This is a genomic window from uncultured Brachyspira sp. (assembly GCF_944393015.1).
Taxonomy (GTDB): Bacteria; Spirochaetota; Brachyspiria; order Brachyspirales; family Brachyspiraceae; genus Brachyspira.
On record NZ_CALXYQ010000007.1, the window covers coordinates 72,510 to 90,147 of the forward strand.

10 protein-coding genes, 1 rRNA gene and 1 pseudogene are annotated in these 17,638 nt (G+C 29.0%); 7 read left to right on the forward strand and 5 right to left on the reverse strand.

What is annotated here, in order from left to right:
• Positions 1 to 45: 45 nt before the first annotated feature.
• The gene (locus tag Q0K19_RS04310; protein WP_297245690.1) at positions 46 to 2,748 is read left to right on the forward strand and encodes a YidC/Oxa1 family membrane protein insertase; all 2,703 of its coding nucleotides are present in this window, start codon (positions 46 to 48) and stop codon (positions 2,746 to 2,748) included.
• A gap of 506 nt (positions 2,749 to 3,254) precedes the next feature.
• Here Q0K19_RS04310 and Q0K19_RS04315 read toward each other — a convergent pair.
• Positions 3,255 to 4,769: ribosomal RNA gene (locus Q0K19_RS04315) — 16S ribosomal RNA — on the reverse strand.
• A 607-nt stretch (positions 4,770 to 5,376) separates the two neighbouring features.
• Between Q0K19_RS04315 and Q0K19_RS04320 the strand changes: the two genes are divergently transcribed.
• The 4 genes from Q0K19_RS04320 to Q0K19_RS04335 all read left to right on the forward strand — a co-directional run bounded on the left by Q0K19_RS04320 (position 5,377) and on the right by Q0K19_RS04335 (position 10,627).
• Positions 5,377 to 6,117 carry a hypothetical protein gene (locus Q0K19_RS04320; protein WP_297245691.1) on the forward strand — a complete coding sequence of 247 codons (741 nt, stop codon included), beginning with the start codon at positions 5,377 to 5,379 and terminating at the stop codon, positions 6,115 to 6,117.
• Between the two features lie 4 nt (positions 6,118 to 6,121).
• Positions 6,122 to 8,698, forward strand: a complete 2,577-nt coding sequence (locus tag Q0K19_RS04325; RefSeq protein ID WP_297245693.1) for a hypothetical protein — start codon at positions 6,122 to 6,124, stop codon at positions 8,696 to 8,698.
• 10 nt (positions 8,699 to 8,708) lie between these two features.
• Entirely contained in the window at positions 8,709 to 9,089 is a 381-nt protein-coding gene (locus Q0K19_RS04330; protein WP_157154194.1) for a YkgJ family cysteine cluster protein, read from the forward strand.
• Positions 9,090 to 9,175: 86 nt separating this feature from the next.
• Complete coding sequence (locus Q0K19_RS04335; protein WP_297245697.1) at positions 9,176 to 10,627, forward strand: HD domain-containing protein; 1,452 nt, start codon at positions 9,176 to 9,178, stop codon at positions 10,625 to 10,627.
• An 85-nt stretch (positions 10,628 to 10,712) separates the two neighbouring features.
• Here Q0K19_RS04335 and Q0K19_RS04340 read toward each other — a convergent pair whose 3' ends face one another.
• The gene (locus Q0K19_RS04340; protein WP_297245698.1) at positions 10,713 to 11,330 is read right to left on the reverse strand and encodes a hypothetical protein; all 618 of its coding nucleotides are present in this window, start codon (positions 11,328 to 11,330) and stop codon (positions 10,713 to 10,715) included.
• Positions 11,331 to 11,489: 159 nt separating this feature from the next.
• Here Q0K19_RS04340 and Q0K19_RS04345 point away from each other — a divergent pair, with 159 nt between their 5' ends.
• A complete protein-coding gene (locus tag Q0K19_RS04345) occupies positions 11,490 to 11,858 on the forward strand; it encodes a heavy metal-associated domain-containing protein (protein ID WP_297245700.1) in 369 nt (122 codons plus the stop codon).
• 260 nt (positions 11,859 to 12,118) lie between these two features.
• Here Q0K19_RS04345 and Q0K19_RS04350 read toward each other — a convergent pair whose 3' ends face one another.
• A complete protein-coding gene (locus Q0K19_RS04350; RefSeq protein ID WP_297245702.1) occupies positions 12,119 to 14,389 on the reverse strand; it encodes a hypothetical protein in 2,271 nt (756 codons plus the stop codon).
• A 27-nt stretch (positions 14,390 to 14,416) separates the two neighbouring features.
• Positions 14,417 to 15,349, reverse strand: a complete 933-nt coding sequence (xerD, locus tag Q0K19_RS04355) for a site-specific tyrosine recombinase XerD (protein ID WP_014489020.1) — start codon at positions 15,347 to 15,349, stop codon at positions 14,417 to 14,419.
• Between the two features lie 289 nt (positions 15,350 to 15,638).
• On the opposite strand from xerD, the gene Q0K19_RS04360 reads away from it, so the two are divergent.
• Positions 15,639 to 16,622, forward strand: a complete 984-nt coding sequence (locus tag Q0K19_RS04360; protein WP_297245705.1) for a histidinol-phosphate transaminase — start codon at positions 15,639 to 15,641, stop codon at positions 16,620 to 16,622.
• A 366-nt stretch (positions 16,623 to 16,988) separates the two neighbouring features.
• On the opposite strand, the pseudogene Q0K19_RS15395 reads toward Q0K19_RS04360, so the two are convergent.
• A pseudogene (locus Q0K19_RS15395) lies at positions 16,989 to 17,617 on the reverse strand (NAD(P)-dependent oxidoreductase).
• Between the last annotated feature and the right edge of the window lie 21 nt (positions 17,618 to 17,638).

A 17,638-nucleotide genomic window follows, 5' to 3' on the forward strand; every position in this document is an offset into this window, starting at 1 on the left:
ATGTTATTATATTATTCTCTAATTTTTAAATTTTAAATAATATATATGATATTAGCAGATATATTTTTTGATATTTTTATATTTCCAATAGAATTTATTATAGAAACTCTATTTTTTCTATTTAAAAATATATTTAATTTATCTTATAGTACAAGTATATTCTTATTAAGTTTATCAGTAAATTTTTTATCTCTTCCTCTCTATAATGTAGCAGAAAAATGGCAGGAAAAAGAAAGAAACATTCAAAACAAAATGAAGCATATTATAGATAATATAAAAGCCGTTTATAAAGGTGATCAAAGATATTTACTAATAAGAACCTGTCATAGAATTAACGGATATAAAATAATTTATGCCTTCAGAGGAGTTTTAGGGCTTTTAATACAAATACCTTTCTTTATTGCAGCATATAATTTTATATACAGCCTATCCGATTTATCTCAGGGAAATTTATTTTTCATAAAAGATTTTTCAAAGCCTGATAATTTAATAAACGGTATTAATTTACTCCCATTTACTATGACTATATTCAGTATACTTGCGGGAATGGTTTACAGTAAAAAATTGACTATAAAAGAAAGTATGCCTCTATATATAACTTCATTAATATTTCTAATCATATTATATAATTCGCCTTCAGGATTATTATTTTATTGGAATATCAACTGCCTATTTTCTTTAATTAAAAATATTGTTTTGGAATATAAATTATATAAAGCATTAAATAAAGATAAAATATTAAAAATATGTAATATATCTATTATATTGGCTTTTATAATATTGATTGTGATGTCTTTTAAAAATAAAACAGATATAAAAAATATTTTAACTATTTTTGCAGTGATAATATTGACATTAAACTTTGATTATATAGAAAAATCATTGATTAAAAATAACAATTTCATTAAAAATAGATATAAACTGCTAATATTATCATGTTTGATTATAACGCTACTATCAGGGCTTTTTATACCTACATCATTGATAAATAATTCAGTATCAGAATTCAATAATCATTTAAGCCTAATAATAAATAATCTTTCAATGAGTATTGGAATATTTTTATTTTATCCTCTGTTTATATATAATATATTTTCAGATAAAACAAAAAATTATATAACATTAGCATTTATATTTTTATCTATAATATTCATAATAGATACATTTATATTCGCAGGCAATTATCCTAATATGAACTCTGATTTTATATTTGACAGTAATATAAAAATAATTAATAAAGATATAATAATAAATATTGTAATTATATTAATATCATCATCATTAATTTATTTTATAATAACAAGATCTAAATCATCTATATTGTTAAATATTGATTATATAATCATATTCGTTTTGATTGCCTCATCAATATTCTATACATATAAGATATTAAGCTATGATGATACATATACAAAAACATCATATAAATTAAAAAACGGAGAAAAAATATTTAATATCTCAAGAAATGGAGATAATATATTCGTTATAATATTGGATAGAGCCATACCTTCATATTGGTTTGATGCTTTTAATAGATATGAAAAATATAAAGATATGTTTGACGGCTTTACATTCTATCCTAATACTGTTTCATACAATTATAATACAATAACTATAGCTTCTATTTACGGAGGTTATGATTATTTACCTTATGAAATAAGCACTAATAAAAATAATAATATTACAAACATTCATAATAAAGCTTTATTAACATTGCCTTTATCATTAGAAAAATACGGATATAAATCCTATATGCTTGAGCCTGTTTATGCTAATATGTCTTTTAATGGAGATTTAAGCATATTTAAAAGCTACAGCAATATTAAAGCATACAATAAAGATTATATTTACGATTACAGTATAAATAAATATACAAATGAAAATAATATAATAACATCTAATTTGGATAATGATAAATTGATAAGATTTTCATTTTTTAGAATAATACCTGTATGGCTAAGAAAAACATTATACAGCGGAGGAAAATGGCTTATAAATGAAAATAATATCATGAATACGAGTATAGAAAATTATGCTTTATTAGACTCTATTAAAGATTTAATAAATATAGATGAAAATGGCAATAATTATAATATAATGCATAACAATACCACACATGAACCTCATTATTTTCTTCCTGATTTATTGCCTTCAGTATCTTTGAATTATATAGATACAAATGATTTAAAAATATATAAAGATACAAACAGCGTAAGACATTTTTATGCTAATGCTGCCTCAATGAAAAATATAGTTAAAATAATAGACTTTCTTAAAAAAAATAATGTTTATGATAATACAAAGATAATAATTATTTCAGATCATGGATATAGAATAAACTCTAAATATTTTGAAAAGCCTAATACAAAATTCATAGCTTTATATAATTCTTTATTAATGTACAAAGACTTTAATGCAAAAGGAAGATTAAATATTGATACCAATTTTATGACTGTAGCAGATATGCCCTATTTAGCAGTTAATCATATAAAAGATATAAAAAACATATTCAATAATAAAATAATAACTAATGATTATAAAACTAATGGTGCTAATATAATAAGAATAAGAAGTTGGAAGCCTGAAAATCAATCATCAAACACTTATGATTTTAATAGTTATTATCATGTAAATAATAATATATTTGATACTAATAATTGGAAATTTTACCGCTGGTATTATTCTAGTAATTACAGCAAGGAAACGGATTTATCATTAGGCTTTATTGAAGAAACCACTAACGATTAAATTAGTATATACTAAAAATTTTTAAGTTTGCAATTTTTTTATTCAACTTTTTCCCGCCGCTTACGCTCTGCGGGCTTCGCCAAAGTTGCAAAAAGTGCAAGTATAAAATTAATATTAATCATACTAAAATTATATTACATATAAAATAATTTATTAAATTTAAGCCAAATATAGCCTTTCTCAAAGCGTATACGAGTTTATTGAGGATATAAGCTTCTCTCCGCAGGCGTACTTCGTATGTGGCAATACCATACCTGCACTTACAGTGGACTTCGTCAGGTACTCCTTTCAGTCGCAGCACTCTCTACGGTCGCAAAAGGAGTGTGGGTAGCCCCACAAATAATACAAATTTAAATAGGTATATTAAATTTAATAAATAATAATATTTAAAAACAAAAAAACCAGCCGGATAGGCTAGTTTATTTAACGAGGTATAAAAAATATAATATGGAAAAATTCTTTCAAATATGAATAGCAGTAAGATTTAAGTCGGACAATCTCCGAATAAAGGAGGTGATCCAGCCACACCTTCCGGTACGGCTGCCTTGTTACGACTTCACCCTCATCATCAGTCCCACCTTCGGCGCCGCCCCCCTTGCGGTTAGGCTAACGACTTCAGGTAAAACCAACTCCGATGGCGTGACGGGCGGTGTGTACAAACCCCGGGAACGTATTCACCGTAGCGTTCTGATCTACGATTACTAGTGATTCCAACTTCATGGAGTCGAGTTTCAGACTCCAATCCGAACTGAGGCAACTTTTTTGAGTTTTGCTCCACCTCGCGGTCTTGCTTCTCTTTGTACTTGCCATTGTAGCACGTGTGTAGCCCTGGACATAAGGGCCATGAGGACTTGACATCATCCCCACCTTCCTCCTACTTGAACGTAGGCAGTCCCCTAAGAGTGCCCGACATTACTCGGTAGCAACAAAGGGTGAGGGTTGCGCTCGTTGCGGGACTTAACCCAACATCTCACGACACGAGCTGACGACAGGCATGCAGCACCTATGTAAAACGTCCTTGCGGTCTGACTTATCTCTAAATCATTCATCTTACAATTCAAACCCAGGTAAGGTTTTTCGCGTATCATCGAATTAAACCACATGCTCCACCACTTGTGCGGGGACCCGTCAATTTCTTTGAGTTTCACCCTTGCGGGCATACTCCTCAGGCGGTACACTTAAGACGTTAGCTACGGCACTCCTATTTAAATAGAAGCACCTAGTGTACAACGTTTACGGCTAGGACTACCAGGGTATCTAAGCCTGTTTGCTCCCCTAGCTTTCGTGATTCAGCGTCGATAAATGCCCAGATGACTGCCTTCGCTATAGGTGTTCCTCTCGATATCTGCGCATTCCACCGCTACACCGAGAATTCCATCATCCCCTACAATATCCAAGACTTACAGTATCCGAGGCGTTTCCGAAGTTGAGCTTCGGTCTTTCACCTTAGACTTATAAGTCCACCTACTCACCCTTTACGCCCAGTAAATCCGAGCAACGTTTGCCTCCTACGTATTACCGCGGCTGCTGGCACGTAGTTAGCCGAGGCTTACATTATCTACTGTCACTCATTCTTCGATAATTTCCGAGGTTTACAACCCGAAGGCCTTCATCCCTCACGCGATGTCGCTCCATCAGACTTTCGTCCATTGTGGAAGATTCTCAGCTGCTGCCTCCCGTAGGAGTCTGGGCCGTATCTCAGTCCCAATGTGGCCGGTCACCCTCTCAGGTCGGCTACCTATCGTAGCTTTGGTAGGCCGTTACCCCACCAACAGGCTAATAGGCCGCAGGCTCATCGTAAAGCGGATTGCTCCTTTCCTCTACTCTACTTATGTAGCAAGAGTATATGCGGTATTAGTCCATGTTTCCATGGGTTATCCCCCACTCTACGGCAGATTACCTACGTGTTACTCACCAGTTCGCCGCTAACTTATCCAGTTGCCCGAATAAGTCCGCTCGACTTGCATGCTTAAGACGCATCGCCAACGTTCGCTCTGAGCCAGAATCAAACTCTCCATACTCACTTTTTGTGAATCTGAAATGATTCTTTATTTTTCTATTCTACTGAATAGAGATTTACTTACTTAAAGAAATGTTACAAATTGTAACCGTTGGGTCATAGAACTTATTAAGTTCATTTACACCAGTTGTGTTTTGTTTTTCTTAAATTGCTTCTGCTATCCATATTTCAAAGAACTTTTATTTTTGTTTATGTCAGCTGATGTTTTGTTTTTTGTTTCTCATCAACTGTTTTATTATTATATCATACACCTAGAAAAACACAATAGCTAAAAAGGGTGTTTTTTATAAAATTTCAGGCTTTTTTATTAAAATATAGTATTTATAAAACATATAATACATATTAAAGCTAGCTAAAAATATATTTTGCCATTTTTGCTAAAAATGAGCCCCAAAATAGCCTAAAAATCTTGAAATTTGGGGAATTTTTGGATGATTTTTGGAAAATTTATTCTGAAAAATCCAAAATAAAATTATTAAAAACAAATCCGATAAGAAAAGTCTGATTTATATAAAATAAAGTATCAAAATATACAATGAATAAAATATTTTGTTAAAACTTGATTTTATATTAATTTAGATATATTATATACATACTGGAGTAGAATTTTGGAAAACATTATAGATATAATCAATAAAGCACAATTAAAAACAATAGATAAAGACACATTTTTGTCAATAGCATCAATGTGTTCGTTCATTCCAAAATCTATAACAGAAAATAATACTTGGAAGAAATTATCTTTATCTTCTAAAGAAGTATACAGAACTTTAGTAGCTAATTATGATTATGAGCTTGGAATAGCTAAAACAACTCATTCTCAAATATTAAATGAAGCCGGTATAGGCGGAAATGCTACTATAGTAAAATCATTGGATACTTTAGAAGAGAAAGGTTTTATTACTAGAGTAGAATCTAAGGCAAAAAGTCATCATTATCTTATGCCTTATCAAGAAAAGTTTTATGCTACTATATGTAATTTTGAAGCTAGAGACTTTTCTATACTATATACTGTAAATAAAAAAACTAAAAAAGATACGCAAATTAAACAAGTTACTAATAAACTTTTCTTTAAAGTTTGTTATAATTTAAGTTGTTTAGGTATAGATGAGCCTCAAAAATTAATAGATAAATATTCTTCTGATGGAAATCAGCTTAGAATAATTCTTTCTATGTGTAATTATGTTTATATAGCAAAAGAAAAAAATCTAAATAAAGATATAAATTTAAATAAATATCTTATAGATTCTTTAAAAAGAGGCAATATAACTGAAAACATATTCGATGAAAAGACAATGAATACTATAAAAAGTATATTAATAAACAGAAAACAAAATATAACAGAGTGAAAATATGGCAACAAAAAAAACTACAACAAACAAAAAAGACGAAACTAAAGAAACAAAGAAATCAGCAGCCGAAAAAACTACTAGCAAAAAAGAAGAACCTGTAAAGAAAACTGCAGCTAAAAAAACTGCTGAAAAAGCTGAAAAGAAAGAAGAGCCTGTAAAGAAAACTACAGCTAAAAAAACTGCTGAAAAAGCTGAAAAGAAAGAAGAGCCTGTAAAGAAAACTGCAGCTAAAAAAACTGCTGAAAAAGCTGAAAAGAAAGAAGAGCCTGTAAAGAAAACTGCAGCTAAAAAAACTGCTGAAAAAGCTGAAAAGAAAGAAGAGCCTGTAAAGAAAACCGCAGCTAAAAAAACTGTTGAAAAAGCTGAAAAGAAAGAAGAACCTGTAAAGAAAACTATAGAAAAAGTTGAAAAAAAAGAAGAACCTGTTAAAAAAGTTGCTGAAATTACTACAGCAGAAGAAAAAACAGTAGAAACTAAAGAATTAAAAGAAACTAAAACTGAAACAAAGCCATTAACTTCCATTCTGAAAAAAAATGATGATGAAAAAAGAGATTTAAAAGATATAATTAAAGAAGCTACATCTGAAATAAAAACAGCAGATAGAAAAATTGTTCTTAAAACTTCAACTCCAGTTAGAAAACTTGAGTCAATTAAGACAGAAAATACTGAAACTAAAACAGAAAGAGAGTCTATAACTCTTCTTAAAGAAGCTATAAAGGCAAAATCTAAGAATGTATCAAGACCTGTAAGCGTTAAAAAACGTATAGCTATAGTAGATGTAGATGATGATGATAATTTAGATAATACTAGAAATACTACTGAAGAAATAAGTACTTCTAAACCTGTTATAAGCAGTGTATTTGCTGCACATAATATAAAAACAGAAGAAGCTGAAAAAGCAGAAGAAAAAAATGAACAGATTGAAGATACTGCTGCTGCTACTGAAGAATCAAATACAGAAACTATAACATCATCAGCAATAGTTCATAATAATAATGCTTCATCTCCTTATTCTTTTGAAACATTTGAATCTAATAGAGAAAAAGAAGAAGAAAAAAACGAAGAAACTGAAAAAGCAGAAGAAAATAATTATACTCAAGATGAAAATACTGAAGCAATATCTGAAAATAAAGCTAGTGAAGAAAGTAAAGAAATAGAAACTAAAGAAGAATTAGCAGAAGAAGAAACAGCAGTAGAAGAAACTAAAGAACTTGATGTAATCGCCGAAGAGAAAACTGAAGCAGATACTGATGAAGTTGAAAAAATTGAAGAAACAGTGAAAGAGGAAACTGTAAAAGTAGAGGAAAAAGCTACATACAGTAAAAGCGATATATTTAAAAGACCTGTTATTATACCTACTGATGACGATCATATTCAGAAATCTAAATTCAATCAGGAAGAAATTGATACTGCTATAAAATCTGCTCCTACAATAGATGAAAATGCTTCTGTAGAAAACTATAAAGATTATTCTTCTTCAGCATCAGAAACAAAAATAGAAGAATTAAAAGAAACTATCAATGAAAAAATTCAGGAATTGAAAGATAAAGAAATAAAAATCATAGAAACAGAAGATGAATTAAAAACTTCTTCTTTACCTGAAATCGAGAAGAAACCAGCTGAACCTTATGTGGCTCCTGATCATTCTATAAGTGAAAATAAAAAATCTAATAAAATTGTTCCTATAGTGGGAATTATAATTATAATATTAGGATTATCATTCTTAGGCGTACAATTCTTCTCTGGAAGAAATAATGAAATAGATGATAATTTCTATGAAGAAATTACAAATAATAATACATTAAATACTAATGATTTAATAACAAATAATGTTATATCTGTTACTAACAATATAAACACTAATATTAATAGACCACAAACTAATAATATAAAAACTAATAATGCGGTAAACAATCAAACTAATGCTGCTAAACCTCAGACTAACAATGCATTAAATAATCAAACTAATGCTACTAGACCGCAAACTAACAATACAATAAATACTCAGACTAATACTACTAGACCGCAGACTAACAATACAGTAAATACTCAGACTAATATTACTAGACCTCAAACTAACAATGCGGCAAACAATCAGACTAATACTACTAGACCTCAAACTAACACTGCAACACCTCCTACTCCTCCGAAAGAGCCTGAGATAACACCGCCTACTCCTCCAACACCTCCGCCTAATCCGCCAACAGCAAATACAAATGCTGCTGCAAATAATACACAGGCGAATAATAATGCATTGGCATACGATACAGATACTTATAAAACAAAGTGGACTGATACATTATCATCAATAGCCACTGCAAAGCTTGGAGACAGCAGAAGATGGCCTTCAATAGCAGTACTTAATGAAAATATAATAAAAAATAATCCTGACAGTATAGTATTCAATATAGATATAAAAATCCCTAATGGGGGAAAAAAAAAAATTGAAGATATGAATGATTCAGAAAAGAGAGCTTTGTATAATGATTATATAAAAGTATCAGAAATGTACGCAAAAATGGGAAAACAAAATCTAGCTAATACAATAAAATCTCAAGCGAATTCTATACTTAAATAAAATCAATAAAATGAAAAAATACAGCAAATCAAATAATAAAAATTCTATACTAACATTTTCATGCACTGGATGCGGTATATGCTGCAAAGAAAAAGGATATGTATTTTTTAATGACGATGATATAAAAAGAGCATCTAAATTCCTAGAAATATCACCTTTAGTTTTTATAAATAAATATTTAGAATATGAAGAAGGATATGGTTATTATATAAAAGTAACCGATGATAAAGCCTGTACATTCTTAGATGAAAATAACAGATGCACTATTAATAGTGCTAAACCTAATCAATGCTCCACTTTCCCATATTGGAAGGAATATATGGACAAAAACGGCAATTTAATATCCGGCAAATTCAAAAGAGCCTGCCCAGGCGTCAAAATAAAAAAATAATTTTTTTATATTTATTTTTTTTCAAATATATTATATAATATAATCCGAAAGTATTATGTAATTTTTATTTGAGGTAATTTTTTATAATGAATGATTTGATTGAAAAATACGAAATTCTAACAGTAAAAGAGCTGAAAACCATAAAAGATCAATTAATAGCTCACAATATACCATTATTTAGATTAGACAAAGAAAGAAAAGTTATAGTATTTCCAACAGAACAATTAGGCTTAATAATTGATAATGAAAAATACAGCAATCTAAAAATATATATACCTAAAAATTTTTCTATCTTCATAGAAGAATTTAAATCTATAACTCAAACAAATAATTCAGATAATACTTCAGAAGAATCTACACCTTATGTATTTAGAACACCTAAAGAGTCAGAGAAAGAGATGGGTAAGAGAATATCTGAAATCTCTAAAATGACGTATAAGGAAAAAGTTAATACAATAAAAAATTATGATGAAAAACTAAAAGAAATAGCAGTAGATAAAGAAACAGGAATCAATAAAAATACAGCTCAGCAAATCGTAAATGTAGGTAATGATGTAGGACTTATAGCAAAAGTTACTATGTTTGAAAGTATTCAAAAGATTAAAGACGAAGAAATCACTCAGGAACAGGCTAAAGAAGAAAATCAGGAAATAACTGAAACTACTACAAATCTAGTTACTACTATAGTTGACATGCTCGCTGCTAATACTGAAACACAGAAGGTATTTGATGAACTTAGAAATTATTCTGACGGCGGAGTAATGTCGCACTCTAACAGAGTATTTATATCTTATGTGAATTTTATGGTATTCTATAACAATTTAATAAACAGAAGACATTTAGTACATAAAATAAGAACTTCATATACTAGTAAATATAAAAAATTCTATGAGCAAGTTGAAAATATGTTCAACAAAGAAGGAATTCATAAAAATTTAGCTACTGTTGAAGATTGTATAGATAAAGGTATCAAAATCATAGAAGAAAGAGAAATGAATCTTTATTCCGTAGGAGCTTTACTTCATGATATAGGAAAAGTTAAAGACTTAGACTATTTTGAGGGAGCTAATGGAAGAGATTATGAAAGAATAAAAAAACACTTATTTAACAGCTATGCTTTAGTAAGTCAAACTTCTGAATATCCTCTTGAAGTTATACTTACAGTGGCTTTACACCATGAATATTATGGATTAGGATACGGCCCTTATGAACATTTACATGCTTTGAAATTAAAAAAATATCCTAATTTCCAAATACAGAGAATAATGACTTATGATGCCAAAGCTATAGATGAATGCGAGGCTTTTGCCTATTTCCCTGCTAAAATGCTTGAAATTATAGATGTATACGATGCTTTAATAGACCCTGCTAGAAAATACAGAGGAGGAAAAACTTTCACTCCTGAAGAGGCTCTTAATATTATGAGAGAAGATTTTATAGAAAAGCATGTTAAATTAGACCCTATATTATACGATGTATTTGTAGAGTTTTTAAGCAACTCTATAGAACAGGATTTAATGTCCTGCAAATTAATATAAGAAAATTTTTATTATAATATAAAAGCCAATCAAAAGCATATTATATATACTGCTATGATTGGCTTTATTATTTTATTACTTATCTTTAATAATTATTATCATTTGTACCTTGTATTTCTTCTAAAGCATCAATACCATCTTTAAATGCTCTAAATATTTCCTGCCAATTACTTGTTGATAATATAGATATGCCTATATCTTCATAATCTTCTTCACCAAATTGATTTATAAAGTTAAATCTTATATTTGATATAGATTTATTTGCAAAACTTTCAAATTCACTGTCCTGATTGAATTTATATCTCACCTCAACATCATAATAGTTAATATCACCCATTAAATATAGATTATATATAACTTTTTGTATATTAGTAAGTTCAAGTGTGCTTCCATCATCAAATGTAAATGTTATAGGAGTACCATTATTAACATATAATTGACTAGGATATTTATATCTAAATTCTAATGTAAGAGTTCTGCCTGCTCTTTTATAAAATCTGAATCTATTATCCCTCAAATATTTATATGTTTCCTTCCAAGATGTATATATATTCATTTTGGAAGTGAGTTTATCTCTCTCTGTAAAAAATAATCTGCTCTTTAATGCATTAGTTGGGTTATCATCTAAATTATCCTGAGAATATAGAAAAGAAGAACTCAATGATATAATAAAAAATGAAATTAATAATATATATCTATTCATTTTAATTTCCTTAAATAGTTTATACTGTTAATAAATACGGAATTTAAAACTTAAAATTAAATGTAAGAAGTGTTTTTTTATAAAATTTTATTGACAAGCATATTATATTTGTTAGAATAGTATAACATTTTTTATACTAATAAAACTTTGGAGATAATAATGGAAAGCATAATAATATTATCAATTATAATTATAATAGCTGTATTCGCTGTGATAAATTATATAAAAAAGATTAAATCAGGAAACTGCTGTTCATCAGGAGGAGGATTTCAAACAATAGAAAAAGTTAAAGTAAAAGATAAAAACAAGAATAATTATCCATATAAACAAATAATTAAAATAGGCGGAATGACTTGTACGCATTGTGCTAAAATAATAGAGAATAATTTTAATAAAATTGAAGATGTATATGCAAGAGTAAGTTTTGATAATGAGGAAGCCATTATATTAACTAAAAAGCAATTAGATAATAAAGTATTTGAAGACGCTATAAAAGAATCAGGATACAGATATTATATAAAAGATTAAAAAACAAATCTAAGGGGCGGGTGGGCGGGCAGAATAAATCAAAAAGAAAAAGTATAATGTTTTTTTAAATAAACAATAAAACATAAAAAATTTTTAGTATATACTACCCTATAATTTTTTTATTTCATAGATATATAAAGATATTTTTAATATAAAAAGAAAAACATGCCAATCGAAGTTTATATTAAATAAAATAAGATTTAAATAAAAAAATAGGAAGTAAAAAATTACTCCCTATTTTTAATATTAATTATATTCTATTAATTATCTTTCACTTCTTCATTTTCTTTTTTATCATCAGTGCTTTTAGCTAAAGTAGGACTTTCTTCTTGTTTAGGTCTAGCCCTTAAAGAATTAAGTAAAGTATATGCAACCGCTACATTCTCCTCACCTGAAGAAGAAGCAACTCTAAATGCCATAAGTGAAGAATATCTGCTTCTGCCATAAGCATATCTGAATCCTACCTCAACAGTTTCCCCAGGCCCAATATCAACGGTTTCAGTATCAAGCACTATAGTAGATAAAGCCTGAGCCAAATCAGTTTTAATAGTTACATCACTTTGTCTTTTAGAAGTTCTATTAACTATAGTAAGTACTCCTGTTCTGTTTCTTTCATCCAATTTAACAGTAACATTAAATGGGTTTTCAGAATATTTTTCTTCTATTCTTGAAACAATAGAAGCATTTATATTAGCCCATTCTCTTATACCATTTCCTGAACCTCTAAATTTAGACCATAACATTCTTGATATATCATGGAAGAATATTCCTCTTATTCTGCTGCTTCTATTAAATTTAGCTTCAGATTCATATACTCTTCTCATATATTCAAGTTCCGGTCTTAAACTTCCGTCCTGAAGTCTGTTGTCTATCATATTTCCAACTAACACATTGTATTCGCCTGATAGATATTGAGGCCAAGCAGTAAGCATACTTACATGCTGAGGACGGCTAGCTTCATATATCATAACTGCATCATAATCTATACCAGCATCAAAGAACATATAAGGATCCTGTCCATGCTCCTGTCCATGATTCCAACCTAAAGTAAATGCCCATAATTTTTTTCTTATTCCAGAATCTTTTATGGCTTTTATTATTAAAGCTTCTTTATGAGCTCTAAACCATCTCCATTTCATACCTATTTCTTTTCTGCCTCTATTTATAGCAAGCCAACGCATACGAGCAGCTTTACTCATAGTAGACCAGTTAGCAGGTACATAAACTCCTGTAAGCTCTACCATTTCATCAACCATCTCATATCCATCAACCTCGCCTGTTCTTATGAAGTCAAGACCTAAATATGATATATTAGGATTAGAATCATATCTTTTTAATATATCTATAATATCCTGTACTCTTTTAGGATCGTCCAAAGATATATGTCTGCTCTCTACAAGACTTTGAGTAGCAGAATTGTATCCTATAGAAACCTCATAACCGCCTTTTCTAGCACCGCCGCCTGCAGCAAAATAACTCATAACATAAGCACCAAGCTCTACATTACCTTTAGCTTTGCTAGAAGCAAGATTTTCTATATTTTTAATCATATCCCTAGCCCAAGGCTCTTCAGGAGTGATTCCGGCAGTCCAGCCTGTAGTCTGTCCTCCTATAGCCCAGAACATATCGCATTTCATATATCTTATCCAATCATATATAGCATCATAAGTAGTAGGCTCTCCTGTTTCTACGCTAGGAATCTTTTTAGTTGTTAAATCTATTGCGTATTCTAAAGTAGCTATTTTTTTAGTTTCTTTAGCAGGAGGTGACTGTCTGCCTTTAACAGTAAAGTCTTTAGTATAACCATACACGCCATTTTTAGTTTGAACCAATACAACAGCCTGATATTCTCCTAAATCTCCGCCGAATGGATGTAAATAAGTTCCTTTATACTCTGAATTTTTAACTTTAAATACATTGATAGAATGTCTTTCATCTCCATTCATTCTAACTATTTTATCTTTTTTATACCTTACATATATACTTATATTTTTTACAACATCTTCAGTATATACAGAAGCATTAATAACTACCGGTTCATATCTGAATACTGATATTTTAGATAAATCTATTGCCACTCTTGGAGCTTCTCTGCTTCTTGCATTTTGTATAGCTAAATCTACAGCTACACTAAGCTTATCTGCAGTTCTATCTATATTATTAGCATTATATGCCATAGCAGGAAGTATATTAGGATTAGGCATTTCACTGCTCATCTCTTCATCGCTAAGAAGCATATTTTGATTCAAATATTCTATATCCGAATCTGCACTAATTTCTTCTTCAGTATATATATCTTCTAAATCTACTGATAAATCATAATCATATATAGGCTTTGAAGTAACAAGAGAAAGAGAATCAGGATTATACATATCTATTCTATGATTCTTTTCTGTTTCATCAAAAAGATAATCTGGAGTATTATCATTATAACTGACTATTGTCATTCGCTCACCTATACCGAAAGTCAATGCTACCAATGATATAGATATAAGTAATAATATTGTTGTGGCTATTATGCTTCTTTTCATTTACTATTTCCAATTCGTTATATTTTATTATATATTAGTGTTTTGTCTAGCATGTTTAGAATGTTTAGGGTGTTTTGCTATTTGCTTTTTTAGATGTGAAGAATCAACATGCGTATAAATCTCTGTTGTAGTAATATCAGAATGTCCGAGCATTCTTTGTACTGCTCTTAAATCTGCACCATGCTGTATAAGATGTGTTGCAAAACTATGTCTTAAAGTATGAGGATAAATATTTTTTTCTATTTTACTTTTTTTCATAGCCTCTTTAACTATTTTCCAAATACCTACTCTTGAAATTTTATCACCTCTGAAGTTTAAAAATAATTCGGAAGTCTTTTTACCCTTCACCATTATAACTCTACTGGTTTGAATATATCTTTGCAAAATATCTAAAGCTCTGTCATTAATAGGTACTATCCTCTCTCTCTTACCCTTACCGCATATCTTTAAATACTTTCCTTCAAAAAATATATCATCAATCTTCAAAGAACAAATTTCGCTTACTCTAAGTCCTGAAGAATACATAAGTTCAAATATAGCTTTATCCCTTAATCCTTTATCAGTTTTCTCATTATGAACTGCAAGCAAATCATCTACTTCTGTATCTGTAAGAGATTCAGGCAATACTCTTTTTAATCTTATAACTTCTAAATTATCTGTAGGATTCTTAGATATATAATTCTCCATTACTAAAAATTTATAAAGGTTAACTATACTTACTTTATTTCTTGCCACAGTTCTTGACTTTGAACCTTGCTCTTTTCTTTCACTTAAAAATTTTTCAATATCTTTTCTTGTAGCTTTTAAAATAGATTTTTTATTTCTGCTTAAAAAATCAAGATATATTACAATATCTCTTTTATAAGATTCTAAAGTATTGGAAGATAATCCTTTCTCCACTGCTTCATAATTTAAATACATTGATAATATTTCTTGATCGGAAACCTGTTTTACTGACATTGAAATCTGCCTCTTAATTTAAGATATAATATACAAAATTTAAGCTGATTTTGAATAATCAACCTAACATAATTATCGACAAAATTCTTCATTTATTTAAACATAATACATTACTTAATAAAAATATTACATTAACTAAACATAAAATTTAAAAGTGTAAACTAATTTAAAAATAATAAGATAATTATAAATGATATATTTTAAATATTAAAAAGCTAAATATAAGCGGGCTTAAGAATTGGTTTGATTTATTAAGTCAATCCTTTGGGCGTAGGCGAGCATAATAATAATGAACAAAGAAATTTTTTTAGACAAAAATGAAAATCCATACAAGCCGTCCAAAAATATTATTAAAGAGCTTGAAAAATTTGATATTGATTCTCTAAGATTCTTTCCTGAGTATAGTCCTCAGCAATTAGATGAAGAAATGTCTAAATATCTTAATGTGGAAAATAATAATATAATTTCTGTTAATGGTATGTATGAAGCTTTCGCCTGTATTATCAACTCTTATGATAAATACAAAATATTTATTCAAGAGCCTTACAGAGATTTATATACAAGAATTTTTCTATATTATAAAATGCATTATGAGGTAATTGAAGCTAGAGAAGATTATAATATTTGTCTGAAAAAACATATAAGAAATAAAAATTCTATAATAATAGCAAGCAACCCTAATGCTGAAACTGGAATGTTCATAAATATAAAAGAAATAGAAGAGTTCCTAAAACATTATGAAGGAATATATGTTATAGATGAATCATATATAAACTTTGCCGGAGAAAGTGCTATAAAATTAATTAACGAATATAAAAATTTAATTATAATAAGATCTATTGCACATTCTCATTCTTTATCAGGACTTAATATTAACTTTATAATATCCAATTCAGAAAACATAGAAAACATGTCAAAATTAAGACAAAAATACGGAATAAATAAAATATCTGAAACTATAACTCTTGCCGCTTTGAGAGATGAAAAAACTTCGTATAATAATATATTCGATATAGTTTTAGAAAGAGAAAGATTAGATACACTCTTAAGCAAAGAAGGTTTTATAGTAGTGCCTTCAAGAGCGAATTTCCTCTTAATAAAACATGTCAATAAAACTTCTGATTATATATACGAAGAACTTCTAAAAAGAAATATATTCGTAAAAAAATATGATAAAGAAAACATACTAGCTAATTTTCTAAGGGTTACAGTATCAACTCATAAAATAAATAACATGTTTTTAAATGAGTTAAAAGACATAATATATACCTAAACAACTATATTTTGTAAAAAATTATTTATTATTTGTGTGGACTAGTCCCCACCCCCCTAGTTCTTTTATTGGTATAAAAGAACCAAAAGAACTGCATTTTTAGTATAAATTTGTGGAATATTCTACATTTAATAAATATTTTTTAAATATAAAGTTCTAGAAATTGAGTTCTCTAGAATCGTACATGGCGGAGGCTTTTAACTGGGGAAGTGAGTATTTAAAGTTTTAAATATAATTGTGTAATGAGAAGTAATCAGCCGCACGTATAAAGGACATTCGTTAAGAATAAGCAATACCGTGCGGGTTGCTACTACGGCTAGTAGTTGACAAACTTAAAAATTTTCAGTATTTAATAATTAATAAATATCATTTAGTTAAAACATTGATAGGATTTCCTTCCAAAAATGCTTTTATATTCTCATAAACTTTATGCATAAGTCTAGTTCTAGCCTCTAAGGTATTGCCTGCAAAATGCGGAGTTATATAACAATTCTTAGCAGTAAGCAGAGGATTATCTTCTGTAGGAGGCTCTTTTGAAAGTACATCCAAAGCGGCACCGGCTATAATATCATTATTCAAAGCATAAGCCAAATCTTTTTCAACTATCACTCCGCCCCTTGAAGTATTTATTAAAAATGCTGTTTTTTCATCTTTGAAATCAAATCTATATTAACAATATTTTCTGTTTCTTTATTTAAAGGTGCATTAAGAGATAAAAAGTCGGATCTCTCAAAAAGTTCATCTATACTAGAAGCATTTTCAATATTTTCTTTTTTACTTCTTGAATAAACTAAAACTTTCATTCCCATTGCCTCAGCCATTTTTGCAACTTCTTTTCCTATATCTCCAAATCCAAATATACCCATAGTTTTATTTTCTATCTCCATTAAAGGATAAGAACTAAAAGAATAATCTTTGCATTTTATCCAATCGCCATTATGAACCTGATTATTATGTTCAACTATCCTAAAAGAAAGAGATAATACAAAAGCCATTACAAGCTGAGCCACAGACTG

What these genes read in the sequence shown, in the direction of transcription:
- Q0K19_RS04310 (WP_297245690.1), top strand. Translation starts at nt 46, where the DNA reads ATGATATTAGCAGATATATTTTTTGATATTTTTATATTTCCAATAGAA.
- Q0K19_RS04325 (WP_297245693.1), top strand. Translation starts at nt 6,122, where the DNA reads ATGGCAACAAAAAAAACTACAACAAACAAAAAAGACGAAACTAAAGAA.
- Q0K19_RS04330 (WP_157154194.1), top strand. Translation starts at nt 8,709, where the DNA reads ATGAAAAAATACAGCAAATCAAATAATAAAAATTCTATACTAACATTT.
- Q0K19_RS04335 (WP_297245697.1), top strand. Translation starts at nt 9,176, where the DNA reads ATGAATGATTTGATTGAAAAATACGAAATTCTAACAGTAAAAGAGCTG.
- Q0K19_RS04340 (WP_297245698.1), bottom strand. Translation starts at nt 11,330, where the DNA reads ATGAATAGATATATATTATTAATTTCATTTTTTATTATATCATTGAGT.
- Q0K19_RS04345 (WP_297245700.1), top strand. Translation starts at nt 11,490, where the DNA reads ATGGAAAGCATAATAATATTATCAATTATAATTATAATAGCTGTATTC.
- Q0K19_RS04350 (WP_297245702.1), bottom strand. Translation starts at nt 14,389, where the DNA reads ATGAAAAGAAGCATAATAGCCACAACAATATTATTACTTATATCTATA.
- xerD (WP_014489020.1), bottom strand. Translation starts at nt 15,349, where the DNA reads ATGTCAGTAAAACAGGTTTCCGATCAAGAAATATTATCAATGTATTTA.
- Q0K19_RS04360 (WP_297245705.1), top strand. Translation starts at nt 15,639, where the DNA reads ATGAACAAAGAAATTTTTTTAGACAAAAATGAAAATCCATACAAGCCG.